The sequence below is a fragment of the Nakamurella leprariae genome (genome assembly GCF_016918035.1).
Classification (GTDB): Bacteria; Actinomycetota; Actinomycetes; order Mycobacteriales; family Nakamurellaceae; genus Nakamurella; species Nakamurella leprariae.
The window spans coordinates 265,364-282,126 of record NZ_JAERWK010000003.1 but is presented as its reverse complement, the minus strand read 5'-3'; the positions used below and the strand labels follow the sequence as shown (position 1 = coordinate 282,126).

Annotated in this window: 15 protein-coding genes; 12 read left to right on the top strand and 3 right to left on the bottom strand. The window is 73.5% G+C overall.

Annotated features, from left to right (window positions below; all coding sequences use genetic code 11):
- Positions 1–140: 140 nt before the first annotated feature.
- Both JL106_RS02650 and JL106_RS02645 read right to left on the bottom strand, forming a co-directional pair.
- Positions 141–1,856, bottom strand: a complete 1,716-nt coding sequence (locus JL106_RS02650) for a hypothetical protein (protein ID WP_205259130.1) — start codon at positions 1,854–1,856, stop codon at positions 141–143.
- A gap of 152 nt (positions 1,857–2,008) precedes the next feature.
- A complete protein-coding gene (locus JL106_RS02645) occupies positions 2,009–2,542 on the bottom strand; it encodes a hypothetical protein (RefSeq protein ID WP_205259129.1) in 534 nt (177 codons plus the stop codon).
- A gap of 473 nt (positions 2,543–3,015) precedes the next feature.
- On the opposite strand from JL106_RS02645, the gene JL106_RS02640 reads away from it, so the two are divergent.
- The 8 genes from JL106_RS02640 to JL106_RS02605 all read left to right on the top strand — a co-directional run bounded on the left by JL106_RS02640 (position 3,016) and on the right by JL106_RS02605 (position 11,217).
- Complete coding sequence (locus JL106_RS02640; protein ID WP_205259128.1) at positions 3,016–4,707, top strand: C40 family peptidase; 1,692 nt, start codon at positions 3,016–3,018, stop codon at positions 4,705–4,707.
- A 47-nt stretch (positions 4,708–4,754) separates the two neighbouring features.
- Positions 4,755–5,369 carry an NTP transferase domain-containing protein gene (locus JL106_RS02635; protein ID WP_205259127.1) on the top strand — a complete coding sequence of 205 codons (615 nt, stop codon included), beginning with the start codon at positions 4,755–4,757 and terminating at the stop codon, positions 5,367–5,369.
- 170 nt (positions 5,370–5,539) lie between these two features.
- Positions 5,540–6,619 carry an AAA family ATPase gene (locus JL106_RS02630; RefSeq protein ID WP_328841076.1) on the top strand — a complete coding sequence of 360 codons (1,080 nt, stop codon included), beginning with the start codon at positions 5,540–5,542 and terminating at the stop codon, positions 6,617–6,619.
- Between the two features lie 68 nt (positions 6,620–6,687).
- Positions 6,688–7,695, top strand: a complete 1,008-nt coding sequence (locus tag JL106_RS02625; protein WP_268927952.1) for a DUF58 domain-containing protein — start codon at positions 6,688–6,690, stop codon at positions 7,693–7,695.
- The gene (locus JL106_RS02620) at positions 7,692–8,759 is read left to right on the top strand and encodes a VWA domain-containing protein (protein WP_205259125.1); all 1,068 of its coding nucleotides are present in this window, start codon (positions 7,692–7,694) and stop codon (positions 8,757–8,759) included. The genes JL106_RS02625 and JL106_RS02620 overlap by 4 nt, the downstream gene beginning before the upstream one ends.
- A 90-nt stretch (positions 8,760–8,849) precedes the next feature.
- Positions 8,850–9,581: a beta-ketoacyl-ACP reductase gene (gene fabG, locus JL106_RS02615; protein WP_205259124.1), complete on the top strand. Its 732-nt coding sequence runs from the start codon at positions 8,850–8,852 to the stop codon at positions 9,579–9,581.
- Between the two features lie 129 nt (positions 9,582–9,710).
- The gene (gene fabI, locus JL106_RS02610) at positions 9,711–10,526 is read left to right on the top strand and encodes an enoyl-ACP reductase FabI (RefSeq protein ID WP_205259123.1); all 816 of its coding nucleotides are present in this window, start codon (positions 9,711–9,713) and stop codon (positions 10,524–10,526) included.
- Between the two features lie 7 nt (positions 10,527–10,533).
- Entirely contained in the window at positions 10,534–11,217 is a 684-nt protein-coding gene (locus JL106_RS02605) for a sirohydrochlorin chelatase (RefSeq protein ID WP_205259122.1), read from the top strand.
- A gap of 12 nt (positions 11,218–11,229) precedes the next feature.
- Here JL106_RS02605 and JL106_RS02600 read toward each other — a convergent pair whose 3' ends face one another.
- Positions 11,230–11,997: a hypothetical protein gene (locus tag JL106_RS02600; RefSeq protein WP_205259121.1), complete on the bottom strand. Its 768-nt coding sequence runs from the start codon at positions 11,995–11,997 to the stop codon at positions 11,230–11,232.
- A gap of 88 nt (positions 11,998–12,085) precedes the next feature.
- On the opposite strand from JL106_RS02600, the gene JL106_RS02595 reads away from it, so the two are divergent.
- From JL106_RS02595 to JL106_RS02580, 4 genes are all read left to right on the top strand, one after another.
- On the top strand, positions 12,086–12,943 hold the full coding sequence (locus JL106_RS02595) for a DUF3097 domain-containing protein (protein WP_205259120.1): 858 nt from the start codon (positions 12,086–12,088) through the stop codon (positions 12,941–12,943).
- Positions 12,944–13,062: 119 nt separating this feature from the next.
- On the top strand, positions 13,063–13,491 hold the full coding sequence (locus JL106_RS02590; protein ID WP_205259119.1) for an NfeD family protein: 429 nt from the start codon (positions 13,063–13,065) through the stop codon (positions 13,489–13,491).
- A gap of 34 nt (positions 13,492–13,525) precedes the next feature.
- Complete coding sequence (locus JL106_RS02585; protein ID WP_205259118.1) at positions 13,526–14,815, top strand: SPFH domain-containing protein; 1,290 nt, start codon at positions 13,526–13,528, stop codon at positions 14,813–14,815.
- Between the two features lie 368 nt (positions 14,816–15,183).
- A complete protein-coding gene (locus tag JL106_RS02580) occupies positions 15,184–16,716 on the top strand; it encodes an ABC transporter substrate-binding protein (RefSeq protein ID WP_205259117.1) in 1,533 nt (510 codons plus the stop codon).
- Positions 16,717–16,763 lie beyond the last annotated feature (47 nt).

Here is a 16,763-nt window from a genome sequence, read left to right as displayed (position 1 = left end):
GTGCTCAGAAATAACAGTACGCGTGTCCTGTTAGGCGGGCAATCCAAGGGTCGGCGCGGCGCGCGAGCGGTCCCGGACGCGCACCGCCCCGGTCCGGACGAAGCCGGACCGGGGCGGTGTGGGGGTCGCTCCGGAATGCGTCAGTTGCCCTGCAGCATCTCCAGGAAGAAGTCGATGTCGGCCGGCTCCATGCCGCGCATCAGCTGCAGCAGCACGTCGCCGCCGGAGCGCAGCGGCGACACGTACCACTCACCGTCGACCTCGACAGTGACGAACCCGATGCCCAGCAGCTGCTTGAACTCCCGCTTGATCAGATCCTGCAGCTGCGCCGGCAGCTCCTCGCCCTCGGCCAGCTCCGCGATGAAGGTGTCGATCGACGCGTCGTCCAGGGTGATGGTCGGCTGGCCGGGGATGCCGCTGATCTGCAGCGTCTCCGCCTCGACGTCGCGGCGCAGGCTCAGCGTGTCGCCGGCCCGGCTGATGTCGGCGGAGACCAGGGTCACCTTGCGGCCACCGGTCACGTCGACCACGTCCCATTCGGTGTTGGTGATGGCGAAGCCCTCGAGCTCGTCCAGGTCCTCCTCGGCACCGGCCCGCTGGGCCTCACGCAAGATGAGTCGGCCGTAGTCGTGCAGCACGCCCATCTCGTCCGGCGGCAGGATCGAGATCGCGCCCTCCCAGTCGCCCTTCTCCAGTGCGATCAGGAGCGCATCGACCGCCTCGGTCTCCGAGCCCGCACCGCGCGCCGGGATGATGTCCGCCGCGGTCGGATCCGGCAGGCGTGCGGCCTGGGTGGCCAGACCGGCCAGCGTGTAGAACATGCTCGCGTACCACTCGCCGTCCCGGTTCACCACGCCGACGCGGAGCGGCTGACCGAGCTGCTGGGTGATCTCCGCGACCTGCACGGTCTGGGTGACCGGCTCCTGGGTGGTCAGTCCGCCCATCGTGGCGTTCAGCGCGTCATTGATCTTGTCCGTGTACGGCACGCTCGACGGGTCGCTGGTGATCGTGATGGTGCCGCCGGTCAGCTGCACGAAGGCCAGGTGGCCCGGCATGGTCTCGGTGACCGAGCCGTAGGTGATGTCGGACATGGTGATCCGGCTGCCGGTGACGGCGTTCGGGTCGACGTCCGGCTTGATGATCTCCAGCCGCTCCAGCTCGCTGAGCAGGTCGTCGCTGAAGTCCTGGTACAGCGCCGCCTCGGCCGGATCCAGGGTGCTGGCCGCGCCGACCGGATCGGAGTCGTTCAGCGCCGACACCAGCGAGACCACGGCCTCCTGTGGGCTCGCCTGCCCCGAGGCGGTGCTCGTCTCGCGATCGGCCAGGAACCACACCAGGCCACCGGCCACCAGCAGGACGACCACGGCGGCCGCGGTGATCAGCAGGGGAGCCGAGCGCTTGCGCGCCGGGGTGTCGCCCGGCGGCGGACCACCGGGAACCGCGAACTGGGCGGTGCCGGACGGGCTGAACTGCTGGGGAGCGCCCTGGGGGTGCCCCCACGGCTGCGGCTGGCCCGGCGGCTGCCCCCACTGCTGCTGCGGCGGCTGCCCCCACTGCTGCGGCTGTTGCTGGCCCCACTGCTGGGGCTGGCCGTACTGCTGGGGCGGGCCGTACTCCGGCTGACCGTGCGGTGGCTGACCGTGCGGTAGCTGCTGGTTCCACGGCTGGGGCTGGCCGTACTGGGGCTGGCCCTGCGGCTGGCCGGGCGCGGCGTACCACTGACCGCCGACCACCTGCTGCGGGCCGGTCGGGGCGTCGGACCCACCCGGGGTCCCCCCGGACCGGTGCGCTCCGGTCGGCGGTGTGGGTCCGGGGCGGGCGCCCGGCTGGTTCGGGTCGCCCCCGTGCTCGGTCATCGACTCCTCCATCGTGGTCAGGGCTGTCGTCCGGGCTGTCGCGTGAGCCCGGCAGGTCGGCGGCGCTGGTCGGCGGCCGGCGATGGCTGCTGTGGGGAAATGGCTGCTGTGGGGAAGCTGTCAGCACCGAGCCTGCCACAGCAGACGGATCTTCAGCGGTGCCCGGTTGCCCGATCCGGGTGAACTTCGGCTGTCCGGTTCGACCGGATGGCGCCCCGCCGGCGGAGGGTGAGGACACCGGCCGTGACCATGATCGTCCCGACGACGGCCAGCAGCACGGGTCCCGGCAGTGCGACCCGTACACCGAACACCGACCGTCCCGCCAGGGCGAGCACGCCGACGGACGTCCCGAGATGCAGGACGCCGAGCGCGACGGCGGCGACCGCCGCGCTGCTCACCCGGCCCAGTACGACCAGCAGCACCGGCACCACCGACGCCGCGACCAGGACCGGCCACGCGGTGGCGACGACCTCGGGCCACGCCTGCAGCGGCCGGAGCCGGACGATGCCACGGATGGCTCGGTAGCTGTTGCGGTCGACCTCACCCGACGACAGCCAGGGCAGGAAGGACGCCAGCACGACCAGGGCCGCGGTCGCCGTGGTGGTCATGCCGAGGGCGAGCCGGGCGGTGCAGGACCGGTCGGCGGACAGGCGCAGCGGTTCGGTCACGGGATCGGGGCCGGTCACGCCGACCAGTGTCCCGCGCGGCCCGGGCGCCCCGGCGGCCAGCCGTGCAGGAGGACCGGCGTTCGTTCACGCCGACCCGCAGCGGCGCGCCAGGAGGACGCCTGGTTGCGCGGCGGAGCCGGCTGTGATCGCGGTCGTTCGATCGAGTGATGTGACCGGTACTACGGAGCGAAATCGGACGATCACGTCCGGTATGCCCGATTTGGTGTCTGTGTGACGGCAGAGGCGTCTGGTCAATCTGTGACGGCGGTGGCATGGTGCTCGCGGTGGTGACGCCGTCGGGCGTCGGCGCAGCTGGGGACGCAAACGTGATCGGGGGCCGGCCAGGCCGGCCGGCGAGCGAGGGGACGGATGCGGTGACGGGGGACGAGCACACGCGCGGGTCCGGGGCGACGGCCCGACGGCCGGTCGTCCACGGCGGACCGCGTCCGCGGCGGTGGACGCGGTCGGGTCGCGCCGTCCGGCGGGCCTCCGTGCGGCCGCTGGGCACACTGCTGATCGCCGTGCTCGCCGCCGGCGTCGCCCTGGTCGGTGTCCCGGCCGCAGCGGTCCCGCCGCCGCCGGACAACCCGTCCGACCAGGAGATCGCTGACAGTCAGAGCGAGGCCCAGTCGGCGGCCGCCGAGGTCGGCCGGATCGACGGTCTGGTCACCCGGACCGAGGGGGACATCGAACGGCTCCAGCAGAACCTGGAGATCAAGGCCGAGCTGGCCAACAAGGCACGGGTCGACCTGGACGTCGCCGAGGCCGATGCGCAGGCCGCCCAGTCGGCCGCCGACCAGGCCCAGCGCGACGCCCAGCAGGCCGGCAGTGACATCGACGACGCGCGAGCCGCGGCCCAGAGGTTCGCCGCGGCGTCCTTCCGGCAGGGCTCGGTGCTCGGATCGGTCTCCGCGTTCCTGGATGCGCAGAGTGCCACCGACCTGCTGCAACGCGACCAGCTCCTGCAGCAGGTGTCGTCCAAGCAGCTGAACGTGCTCGACCAGCTCGAGCGCACCCGGACCCAGAAGTCGAACCTGGATTCCGTGGCCCGGGCGTCCCTGGACGCCGCGACCGAGGCGCGGCTGCGCGCGGACGAGGCGCGGGTGGCGGCCGACCAGGCCCGGGCGGAGGCGTCGGCCGCCTTCGACGACGGTCAGGCGCAGCTGGCGTCGCTGCAGGCGCAGCTCGCCCAGCAGCAGGACGACTACCGCGCCGCCCTGGACCACGCCGCGACCCTGCAGGGTCAACGCGAGGAGTACAACCAGTGGCTCGCGGCCAAGCAGGCCGAGGAGGAGGCAGCCCGCAAGGCGGCCGAGGAGGCCGCGCGCAAGGCGGCCGAAGAGGAAGCGGCCCGGCAGGCCGCGGAGGCGGCCCGCATCGCCGCCGAGCAGGCCGCCGCCGCCGAGGCCGCGCGGGTGGCCGCTGAGCAGGCAGCCGCGCGGGCGGCCGCACAGGCAGCGGCCGACGCTGCGGCCGAGCAGGCCCGGGTGAGCGCCGCCCGGGCGGCGCAGGCCGAGCAGGCCGCGTCCGCGGCGGCCCGCACCCGGTCCGAGACGTACTACGCCAGCTGTGACGACGCCCGGGCCGCCGGCCGCGGTCCGATCGCCCGGGGCGAGGACGGTTACCGCGCCGCGCTGGACCCGAACAGCAACGGCGTCGCCTGCGAGGGTCAGGCGCAGGCCGCCGCTCCGGCGCTGACCTCGAACGAGACGGGCGCCGGATCGTCCCCGCCGAGCAGCGCCGGCTCGCAGAGCCGGGGGCAGCGTGTCGTCGACGCGGCCCTGCGCTGGGTCGGCACCCAGTACGCCTGGGGCGGCGGCAACGCCAAGGGGCCGACCCTGGGCATCCGGGACGGCGGGGTGGCCGACCAGTACGGCGACTACGCCAAGGTGGGATTCGACTGCTCCGGCCTGGCCCTGTACGCCTGGGCACAGGTCGGGGTGTCGCTGCCGCACTACTCCGCGTACCAGTACAGCGGCCAGCCGAAGGTCTCCAAGAGCAACCTGCAGCCCGGCGACCTCGTCTTCTTCGCCTACAACACATCGGACCCGACCACGATCCACCATGTGGCCATCTACATGGGGAACAACCAGATGGTCGAGGCGCCGAACTCCGGCTCGTACGTCCGGGTGGTGCCCCTGCGGACCAGCGGCTACATCGGAGCGACCCGCCCGGGCTCGTGACCGCCGGCCCTCCTCCGGCCAGGACACCCCGCGGATCGGGGGAGCGCATGGACCCACGGGTCGGCGCGGCCGTGGTGCTGGCCGGTGGCGCAGGCCGCCGGTTGGGTGGGGTGGACAAGCCGGGCCTGATCGTCGGCGGCAGCACATTGCTCGAGCGGGTGCTGGCCGCCGCCCGGGCCGCCGGCGCCACCGACCTGGTCGTGGTGGGCCCGGCGCGCCCGATCGCTGCGGACGTGCGTCAGGTGCAGGAGCGTCCCGCCGGCGCGGGGCCGGCCGCCGGGCTGGCCACCGGGCTGGCAGCCCTGGGTGCCGGCGAACACCCCGACGAGCTGGTCGCCGTGCTCGCCGCGGATCTGGTCGCACCGGCCGCTGACACCCTGCGCCGACTGGCCGCCGCCGTGCTCGACGATCCGAGCCGGGCGGACGGAGCGGTGCTGGTCGATCCGGACGGCCGCCCGCAGTGGCTCATCGGGGTGTGGCAGCGGACGACGCTGCACTCGGCCGTGCTCCGGCGCGCGGACTGGGCCGGGATGCCGGTCCGCGCCGTCCTCCCGGACGCGGTGGTCCTGGTCCCGGGTTCCGGTCCCGACGTCGCGGACATCGACCTGCCGGACGACCTGCACCGGTGGCCCGTCCGGCTGCCCGACGAACCCTCGATCTGAGGTTGAGGCTTTGCCAGGGTGACTCTCAACCAGAGGTCGAGGGTTCCGGTGCTGCAGAGGATCCGCCCCCGGTGCCTCCGGCATGATGGCAAGCGCGTTGCGCCGTCCACCGACCACCGACCGGCGACGGGCGGCCGGCGTCCGACGACCCAATCCACCAGGAGGAACGGGTGCCCGACCCGAACCACGGCCCGTACCCGGCACCGCACCAGCAGGGAGCGCCGGAGCGACCGGTTCCTCCGGCGACCGACGGAGCCCTGCTGGAGCGCACGCTGTTCGAGGTCAAGCGGGTGATCGTCGGGCAGGACCGACTGGTCGAACGGATGCTGGTCGGTCTGCTGGCTCGCGGGCACCTGCTCATCGAGGGTGTGCCGGGGGTGGCCAAGACGCTGGCCGTCGAGACCTTCGCCCGGGTGGTGGGGGGCAGCTTCTCGCGGATCCAGTTCACCCCCGACCTCGTGCCGGCCGACCTGCTCGGTACCCGCATCTACCGGGCCGGCCGCGAGCAGTTCGACACCGAGCTGGGTCCGGTCGTGGCCAACTTCGTCCTCACCGACGAGATCAACCGAGCTCCGGCCAAGGTCCAGTCGGCGCTGCTCGAGGTGATGGCCGAGCGGCACGTCTCCATCGGCGGTACGACTTTTCCGATGCCCGATCCGTTCCTGGTGCTGGCCACCCAGAACCCGATCGAGAACGAGGGCGTGTACCCGCTGCCCGAGGCGCAGCGCGACCGGTTCCTGTTCAAGCTCCAGGTCGGCTATCCGTCCCCGGACGAGGAACGGGAGATCGTCTACCGGATGGGCGGTAGCCCGCCGGTGGCCAGCCAGGTGCTGCCGTTGGCCGAGCTGGTCCGGCTGCAGCGGGTCGCGTCCGGGGTGTTCGTGCACCACTCGCTGGTCGACTACGTGGTGCGGCTGGTCTACGCGACGCGGACCCCGGCCGAGCACGGGCTGACCGACGTCGCCGCCTGGCTGGCCTACGGCGCGTCACCCCGCGCGTCGCTCGGGCTCATCGCCGCCTCCCGGGCGCTGGCCCTGGTCCGCGGTCGTGACTTCGTGGTGCCGCAGGACGTGCTGGACGTGGCGCCGGACGTGCTCCGCCACCGGCTCGTGCTGTCCTACGACGCGCTGGCCGACGCCGTGCCGGTCGAGGCCATCCTGGGCCGGCTGCTGCAGGCCGTGCCGCTGCCGCAGGTCAGCCCGTTCGCCGGGGCGGGCGCGCCTGGACCGGGTGGGGCGGGCAGTCGGTGACCACACCCGATCCGGGGACGCCGGATCCGGGGACGCCGGATCGGACCGTGGGACCGGGCACCGCGCATCTGGTGCCCGGGCACGACCTGCCGTCGACCGCGGACCCGGCGGCGCTGGACGCGGCGCTGACCACGCTGGAGCTGGTGGTGCGACGCCGGCTGGACGGCGTGCTGCAGGGCAACCACCTGGGCCTGCTGCCCGGCCCGGGGAGTGAGCCGGGGGACGCGCGGACCTACTTCCCGGGTGACGACGTGCGCCGGATGGACTGGTCGGTGACCGCCCGCACCACCGAGGCGCACATCCGGCAGACCGTGGCCGACCGGGAGCTGGAGACCTGGCTCGCCGTCGACCTGTCCGCCTCACTGGACTTCGGCACGGTGCACGGGGAGAAGCGCGACCTGGTCGTGGCCGCGGCCGCCGCCGTCGGTCATCTCACCTCCGGCGGCGGCAACCGGATCGGCGCGGTCGTCGCGGACGGCGCCGGCACCACCCGGGTGCCGGCCCGCAGCGGCCGAGCCCACCTGCGCCACCTGCTCCGCACGCTGGCGTCCAGCCCACGACGGTCACCGGCGGAGGCGACGGATGGCGGCGACCTCCCCGACACCGTCCGGGGGGACGTCGCGGCCGCGTTGGACCAGTTGCGGCGCCCGGCCCGCCGCCGCGGTCTGGTCGTGGTGCTGTCGGACTTCATCGGCCCGCTGGACTGGGAGCGGTCCCTGCGGGCGCTCGCCGGTCGGCACGAGGTGCTGGCCGTGGAGGTGCTCGACCCGCGCGACCTCGAGCTGCCCGCCGTCGGCGCCGTCACCCTGGTGGACCCGGAGACCGGGGCGAGCGCCGAGGTGCAGACCACCCGCGGCCTGCGAGCCGCTTTCGCCGACGCCGCGGCCGCCCACCGCACCCAGGTCGCGGCCGCGCTGCGCCGTTCCGGGGCCGCCCAGCTCACCCTGCGCACCGACCGGGACTGGATCGCCGATGTGGTCCGCTTCGTCGTGGCCCGCAAGCGCGGCTGGACCGGCGCTCGCGCCGACGCTCCCCGCAGCGCCGGTCCCGGTGCGGCCGTGGCGGGTGCGTCGTGACCTTCACCCATCCCTGGTGGTTCGCCGGCGGCGCCGCGGTGTTGGCCCTGGCCGTGGGCTACTGGTTCGCGCACCGGCGGCGGGTCCGGCACACGGTGCGGTTCGCCAACCTGGCGCTGCTGCGGTCGGTGGCGCCCAAGCGGCCCAGCCGGTGGCGGCACGCCCCGTTCGCCGTGATGCTGCTGGCCCTGATGGTGCTCACGGTGGCGCTGGCCGGGCCGACCGCGCAGGTGCGGGTGCCGCGCAACGAGGCCACCGTGATGCTGGCCATCGACACCTCGCTGTCCATGCAGGCCGCCGATGTCTCGCCGAACCGGCTGGTCGCGGCCCAGCAGGCGGCCACCCAGTTCGTCGACGACCTGACTCCCGGGGTCAACCTGGGCATCGTCTCGTTCGCCGGCATCGCCTCGGTGCTGGTCGCGCCGACCACCGACCGGGAGGCGGCCAAGCAGGCCATCAGCAGCCTGCAACTCGACGAACGGACCGCGACCGGGGAGGCGGTCATCTCCGCACTGCAGGCCATCGAGGTGTTCTCCCGGACGCTCGACCCCGCCGCGGCGACCGCCGGGTCCGACACCGGCACCGGCAGCGCCGGCGGGGACGTCCCCGAGCCCGGCAGCCAGGACGGCGGGCAGGACGGCAGCCAGAACGCCGATGAGCAGCAGGCCCGGTCGCGGGTGCCGGCCCGCATCGTGCTGATGACGGACGGCAAACGCACCGTCGGTCGCACCGAGGTGGAGGCGGCCGAGCGGGCGGCCCAGGCCGAGGTGCCGGTCTCGGTCATCGCCTTCGGCACCGACCACGGCTCGATCAACTTCGACGGGTCGCCGATCCCGGTGCCGCTGGACACCGCGGCCATGCAGGACATCGCCGAGATCTCCGGCGGCGACTTCCACACCGCGGCCTCGGCCGAGGAGCTGCGCGCGGTCTACTCGCAGCTCGGCGAGCAGATCGGGTACGAGACCAAGGACGAGGACGTGTCCCGGCCGTGGGTCATCGCCGGGACCGTGCTGCTGCTGGTCGGCGCGGCGGGCGCGCTCGCGTTCGGCGGTCGTATCCCGTGACGGGTCGTCCGGCCCGCTAGGGTCTGCTCCGGGCCGATCGGAGCGTCGGCGCCGTGCCCGACCCGTCCGCAGCCTGTGGAGGCCCCCACCGTGAGCAGTGCCAGCGTCCCCGATCAGCCGTCCCGGTCGGTGCTGGTCACCGGCGGCAACCGGGGGATCGGCCTGGCCATCGCGCGCAGCCTGGCCGCCGCCGGCCACCGGGTGACCGTCACGCACCGCAGCGGCCCGGCCCCGGACGGCCTCACCGGCGTGCCGTGCGACGTCACCGACGCCGCCTCCGTGGACGCGGCGTTCAAGCAGGTCGAGGCCGACCAGGGGCCCGTCGAGGTGCTGGTGTCCAATGCCGGCATCACCGACGACGGGCTGCTGCTGCGGATGAGCGAGGACTCGTTCGACAAGGTCGTCGACGCCAACCTCACCGGCGCCTACCGGGTGGCCAAGCGCGCGTCGTCCGGCATGCTGCGCAAGCGCTGGGGCCGGATGATCTTCATCGGTTCCGTGGTCGGGCTGACCGGTGGTGCCGGCCAGGCCAACTACGGCGCGTCCAAGGCGGGTCTGGTCGGCTTCGCCCGGGCCGTCGCGCGGGAGCTGGGCTCCCGCAACATCACCGCGAACGTGATCGCCCCCGGGTTCGTCGACACCGAGATGACCCAGGTGCTCAGCGACGAGCGCCGGGCCCAGATCGTGGGCCAGGTGCCGTTGGGTCGGTACGCCCAGCCCCAGGAGGTGGCCGCCGCTGTGGCGTTCCTGGCCTCCGACGCCGCCGGGTACATCACCGGGGCGGTGCTGCCCGTCGACGGCGGTCTCGGCATGGGCCACTGAACCCCTGCCCCGTCCGTCATCCGTCCCTGCCCAGTCCGTGATCCGTCCCTGATCAGTCCACACCCGGTCCCCGGCGATCCGGTCCGCTCGTTCCCGCAGTCCATCTCGTCCCCTCGGAGGCATCCGTCCATGTCCGGACAACTCGGCCGCGACCTGCTCGCCGGCAAGCACATCCTCGTCACCGGCGTGATCACCGAGGCCTCGATGGCCTTCCACACCGCGCGGCTGGCCCAGGAGCAGGGCGCGCAGCTCGTGCTCACCGGCTACGGGCGGCTGTCGCTGGTGGAACGGATCGCCAAGCGGCTGCCGCAGGAGGCGCCGGTGGTCGAGCTGGACGTCACCGACCAGGCCCAGCTGAACTCGCTGGCCGACCGGGTGAGTGCGCTGGGCCTACCGAAGCTGGACGGGGTGCTGCATTCCATCGGATTCGCTCCGGCCACCGCCCTCGGCGGCGTCTTCCTGGACACGCCGTGGGAGGACGTGGCCACCACGGTGCACACCTCGGCGTACTCGCTGAAGTCCCTGGCCATGGCGGCGCTGCCGCTGATGACCGACGGCGGCAGCATCGTCGGCCTGGACTTCGACGCCCGCCAGGCATGGCCCGCCTACGACTGGATGGGGGTGGCCAAGGCGGCCCTGGAGTCCACCTCCCGCTACCTCGCCCGCGACCTCGGCCCCAAGGGCATCCGGGTCAATCTCGTCTCGGCCGGCCCGATCCGGACCATGGCGGCCAAGTCGATCCCCGGCTTCGGCGCGCTGGAGGACGCCTGGTCGACCCGCGCGCCCCTGGGCTGGGACACCTCCGACCCGACCCCGGTCGCCCGCGGCTGCGTCGCGCTGCTGTCCGATCTGTTCCCGGCCACGTCGGGATCGATGGTGATGGTCGACGGCGGGTTCTCCGCGGTCGGGTTCGGCACCGGCGAGATCGCCCAGCCGGGGCAGTGACCCGGGCGTGAGCCGCGACCCGCTGGTGCTGACCGTCGCGCACGGCACCCGCCGGGCGGACGACAACCGGGTCGCCGCCCGGGTCACCGAGCTGGCCGGACACCGGCTCGGGCTCGAGACCCGCTGCTCGTACGTCGAGCTCGCCCAGCCGCTGTTCGCCGACGTGGTGGCGTCGCTGGACGGACGTGCCGGCGGCCCGGTCGTGGCCGTGCCGTTGCTGCTGTCCACCGGCTTCCACGTGCGGCACGACCTGCCCGCGATGATCGGCGACCGCGCTGTGGCATTGGGCCAGGCGCTCGGGCCGGACGCGCTGCTGGCCGCCGCCCAGGTGGCGCGCCTCGTCGAGGCGGGCGCCCAGCCCGGGCAGCCGCTGGTGATGATCGCGGCCGGCTCCAACGACCCGGCGGCGACCGCCGACCTGGAGGACGCGAGCGGGCTGCTGGTGCAGGCATGGTCGGGCCCGGTCCGATGGGCCACGCTGACCGGGCTGGGGGAGCGACCGGAGCTCGTCGTCCGGCCCGGCGACGCGGTGTCGCCGTACCTGCTGGCGCCGGGCTTCTTCGCGGACCGGGCGGCCGGTCTGGCCCGGGACGCCGGGGCGACGGTGGTGGCCGACGTGCTCGGTCCGCATCCGGACGTGGTCGAGCTGGTCGTCCGGCGTGCCACCGCGCTGCTCGATCCGGCGGCCTGAGCCAGGCCCGGGTCAGGAGCGGGAACCGACCCCTGAGCCGGTCAACTGCGCCACCGCGGCACCCACCGCGGCCCGCCGGCCGTGTCGGACGGCGGAACCCAGCGGCCGCAGCGCGTCGTCGACGGCGGCCAGTTCGAAGTTGTTCACCGCGGACGTCTCGTGGCCGTCGGCCACCGCCAGCACGGCCTGCAACGAGATGGCCTTGGCCAGCAGCGCCGACGCGGCCGCGGGCGTGCCGGGCGGACAGTCCACCGCCTCGGCCAGCATCAGCTGCCGGATCTGCTCCCGGACCTCGGGCGCGGACCGGGCCACGTCCAGGCGGGTCAGTTCCGCGGTGGCCAGTTCCATCGCCTCGGTGAGTTCCCACTGCGCCTGCCGCAGCGACGGCACCGGGTTGCCACCCGGACAGAAGTGCGCCCGCCACTGCCCGTCCACCGGGACCAGACCGATCCCGCGGCCGGGCAGCACGACCACGGCACCGGCGTCCAGCGCGGGCAGCACCACCGCGCCGCGCACCGGCAGCCCGCGCAGGTCACCGGGGGTGGGCATCAGCAGTTCGACCGGGCCTGGCCGCAACAGCGGCAACAGGGCGGCCGACCCGGCGCTGGAGGAGCCCGGTCCGGGCAGACCGGTCGCCTCGGCAACCTCCTCGGAGGCGGCCCGCACGCCGGCCCGGTAGCCGGTCCCGTCCAGCGCGGTCAACACGTCGTCGGCGTTGCAGCCACCCTGGAAGGCGGCACCCCACAACGCCAACGTGGTGGCGGCCCGGACGCTCGACATGGCCGCCACCGTACGTGACCCCGGGGGCCACGCCCGGGCCCCGCGTGGCGGCTTCGCCGGGGCGGGCGGCACCCGTAGCGTCCGGCCGGTGAGCACGCGACCCGGATCGTCCCGTCCCGCCGACCCGTACGGCCGGGACGTGCTGGCCGGGCGCGGATCGGACGGGCGGCGCGCCCGCCCGGCCCCGCAGCGGGTGGCAGCCACGGCCGAGGTGGTCGCCGAGGACCCGTTGTCCGGGTTCGTCGGCGCGGTCGTCGCCTGCACCTCCAGCGCGGTCACCCTGGAGGACCGGCACGGCCGGCGCCGGGTGTTCCCGCTGGACGACGGCGCGTTCCTGGTGGACGGGCAGCCGGCCACGCTGGTGCGCCCGACCGCCGCGCCGGCCGGCCCACAGCGGTCCGCGTCCGGCTCCGTGCACGTGACCGGCCTGAAGGCCCGCACCGCCCGTGCCTCGCGGATCTGGGTCGAGGGCATCCACGACGCTGCCCTGGTGGAACGGGTGTGGGGGCACGACCTGCGCGTCGAGGGCGTGGTGGTGGAGCCGCTGGACGGGCTGGACCTGCTGCCCGACGCGCTGGCCGAGTTCGGCCCCGGGCCGGGGCAGCGGGTCGGCGTGCTGGCCGACCACCTGGTGCCCGGGTCCAAGGAACAGCGGATCGCCGACGCCGTCGCCGCCGGACCGTGGGGCGCACACGTGCTCGTCACCGGGCACCCGTACATCGACATCTGGCAGGCGGTGCGACCGGCCGCGGTCGGGATCCGGGCCTGGCCGGTGGTGCCGCGCGGTCAGGACTGGAAGACCGGCGTGTGCCGCGCGCTCGGAGTGAGCGATCCCCGGACCATGTGGGGACGGATCAACGGAGCGGTGAGCAGCTACCGCGACCTGGACACACCGCTCATCACCGCGGTGGAACGGCTCATCGATTTCGTCACCGAGAGTTCCTGACTTCCGGGTCGGCGCGGCGCCGAGCATCCCTCCGTATGCGTGTCACGACTCGGTCACGAGGCCGCGCGGATGCCGTCGACCACGCACCGTGACGAAATCCCTCTGGCAGGATGGCAGTCATGGCTGCCTGGATCTGGCTGAGCGGAGCGGTCCTGCTCTCCGTCGCCGAGGCTCTGGGCGCCGAGTTCGTGTTGCTGATGCTCGGGGGCGGCGCGCTGGCCGCGGCGCTCAGTGCCGTCTTCACCGACTCGCTGATCATCCAGCTGGTGGTCTTCGCGCTGACCTCGGTCGCGCTGGTGGTCGGGCTGCGGCCGCACCTGCTGCGCCGGTTCAACCAGCGGCCGTCCATCGCCACCGGCATCGACGCTCTGATCGGCAGCCGGGCCACGGTGATCTCCACCGTGGACGCGACCGGGGGTCAGGTGAAGATCGGTGGCGAGGTGTGGTCGGCGGTCGGCGTGGACGGGCACCGCCCGATGCCGCCGGGCACGTCGGTGACCGTGGTGGAGGTCCGCGGCGCCACTGCCGTGGTGATCTGGGGACCGTGACGGCCGCAACGGCCGGGACAGGACAGGACGGGGTATGGAGTTCGACTACGCGTTACTGATCGTGGCGGTCCTGGTCGTGGTGCTGGTGGTGACGCTGATCGTCCGCTCGGTCAAGGTCATCCCGCAGGCGCAGGCCGCCGTGGTGGAGCGGCTGGGCCGGTTCAGCAAGACCAGCAACGCCGGCCTGCTCTGGCTGGTGCCGTTCATCGACCGCATCCGGGCCCGCGTCGACCTGCGCGAGCAGGTGGTGTCCTTCCCGCCGCAGCCGGTGATCACCGAGGACAACCTGACCGTGTCCATCGACACCGTCGTGTACTTCCAGGTCACCGACCCGCGGGCGGCGGTCTACGAGATCGCCAACTACATCGTGGCCGTCGAGCAGCTGACCACCACCACGCTGCGCAACGTGGTCGGCGGGATGAACCTGGAACAGACGCTGACCAGCCGCGACGCCATCAACGGCCAGCTGCGCGGCGTGCTCGACGAGGCCACCGGCAAGTGGGGGATCCGGGTGGCCCGGGTGGAGCTCAAGGCCATCGACCCGCCGCCGTCCATCCAGGACTCGATGGAGAAGCAGATGCGCGCCGACCGGGACAAGCGCGCCATGATCCTGACCGCCGAGGGCACCCGGGAGTCCGCCATCAAGACGGCCGAGGGCAACAAGCAGGCCGCGGTGCTCACCGCCGAAGGCGCCAAGCAGGCGTCCATCCTGGCCGCCGAGGGCGAGCGCCAGTCCCGCATCCTGCGCGCTCAGGGCGACCGGGCCGCCCGGTACCTGCAGGCCCAGGGCCAGGCCAAGGCCATCGAGAAGATCTTCGCCGCGGTGAAGGCGGGCAAGCCCACCCCGGAGCTGCTGGCCTACCAGTACCTGCAGACCCTGCCGCAGCTCGCCCAGGGTGACGCGAACAAGGTCTGGATGATCCCGAGCGAGTTCTCGAACTCGCTGGAGGGCTTCGCCAAGATGCTCGGCGCCAAGGGCGAGGACGGCGTCTTCCGGTACGAGCCGCCGAAGCCGGACCCGGCCGACGCCGCGGTGCGGCCGGGCGCCGACGATGAGGACGTGGCCGACTGGTTCGGCGGCACCTCCGCCGAGGAGGTCGCCCAGGCGGTGCGAGCCGCGGAGCAGGAGGCCGCGCTGACGGTGGCCGACCAGGACGCCGAGCGCGCGGCCCAGGTGCGGGCCGAGGTGGAGGCGCGGATGCAGTTCCCGCCGCAGCCCGGCATCGGCGCCCTGCCGCCCGGCGTGCAGGCTGCGGTCGACGACCCGGCGGTGCTGGATCCGGCCCGGCTCGACCCGGGCCCGCCGCCGCCGGCCGGGCCCTGAGCCCGGCCGAGCGGCACCCCGGGGCAGCGGCAGACCGGGGGCACGGCGACCCGCACGATCCGGAACACCGCCGGACATCCGGCGACATCGAGGTGAACAGCAGTCGACGCGCCGGTGTGAGTTCGATCGCCCCCGGCGCCCGGAAGGCCGGTCGACGGGCTCCGGTCGGGCAGGCTGTGCAGCGGCCTGACCAGCGGGCCGCAGGATGAGGCCGCGTGCGCCGTCCAGGCGTGCCCGGACCGTCCGGCGAAGATCACCGACCGGGTCGGCGCGGCCCGGGTACGAGAGGACCGACGCTCGAGATGACTGCGCAGGGCACGACGACGCACCGACGGGTCGTCCGGGCCGGCTCCCGGCGGAGCGGACGGATGCTGACCGGGATCGCCGCGATCACCGCGGGCGTGCTGCTGGCCGGCTGCTCGGCCGGGGCCTCGACGCAGAGCTCCACCACCGCGACGTCGGGCGCCACCACCAGCACCGGCGCGGGGACCGGCAGCGGCACCGACTCACTGGCCATCGGGTTCGTGCTGGAGCCGGTCAGTCTCGACTTCACCCAGGCCGACGGGGCCGCCATCCCGCAGGTGCTGCTGGACAACGTCTACGAGACGCTGGTGACACTGGACGACGACGGCGCGCTGGTGCCCGCGCTGGCCTCGTCCTGGGAGGTCAGCGCGGACGGGCTCACCTACACGTTCACGCTGCGGGACGGGGTGACCTTCTCCGACGGTGCGCCGTTCACCGCCGAGGATGCCGCCTTCTCGATCGACCGGGTGAAGACCGCCTGGAAGCCGTCGATCAAGGCCGGCATGGACGTGGTCGGGTCCGCGACCGCCACCGATCCGACCACGCTGACCGTGACGCTGAACCGGCCGAGCAACTCGTGGCTGTACGCGATGACCGGCCGGATCGGCGCGATGTTCTCGCGGACGGGCGTCGACGACCTGGCCAACACGCCGATCGGGACCGGCCCGTACACGTTCGCCGACTGGACCCGCGGGAACTCGATCACCCTTGAGCGCAATCCCGAGTACTGGGGTGAGGCACCGGCGTTGGCCTCGGTGACCTACCGGTACTTCCAGGACCCGACGGCGATGAACAACGCGCTGCTCACCGGCGGTATCCAGGTGATCTCCACCGTGCAGACCCCCGAGACGTTGGGCCAGTTCTCCGATTCCGCGAAGTACCAGATCGTGGAGGGGACGACCAACGCCGAGGTGATGATGGCGCTGAACAACAGCCGGGCGCCGTTGGACGATGTCCGGGTCCGGCAGGCGATCAACTCCGCCCTGGACAAGCAGGCCATCCTGGACGGCGCCTGGGACGGGTACGGCACCGTCATCGGCTCGCACGAGGCGCCCACCGATCCCTGGTTCGTCGACCTGTCCGGCGAGTACCCGCACGACGTGGATCGGGCGAAGGCGTTGCTGGCCGAGGCCGGACAGCCGAACCCCACGCTGACCCTGACCCTGCCGCCCGTGCCGTACGCGCAGGCCGCGGCGCCGATCATCGTCTCCCAACTGGCCGAGGCCGGCATCACGGTGAACGCCACCACGGTGACGTTCGATGTGTGGCTGGACCAGGTCTTCGGCAACGCCGACTACGACATGACGATCATCGCCCACGTCGAGCCGCGGGACCTGGCCACCATCTGGGGCAATCCCGGCTACTACACCCGCTACGACAACCCACAAGTGCAGCAGTTGCTGGCCGAGGGCGATGCCGGCACCCCCGAGGAGTTCGTGGCCGACTACCGCGAGGTCGTCGAGCTGCTGGCCCAGGACGCCGCGGCGGTCTGGTTGTGGTCGCTGCCGAACCTGCTGGTGGCCGACGCCGACGTGCACGGGCTGCCGCAGAACTACCTGGGTGAGTCCTTCGACCTGGCCGACCTGTCGGTGGAGTGACCTCCGACGGAACGTCCGTCCCCGGTGGTGACGGCTCGGCATGACGG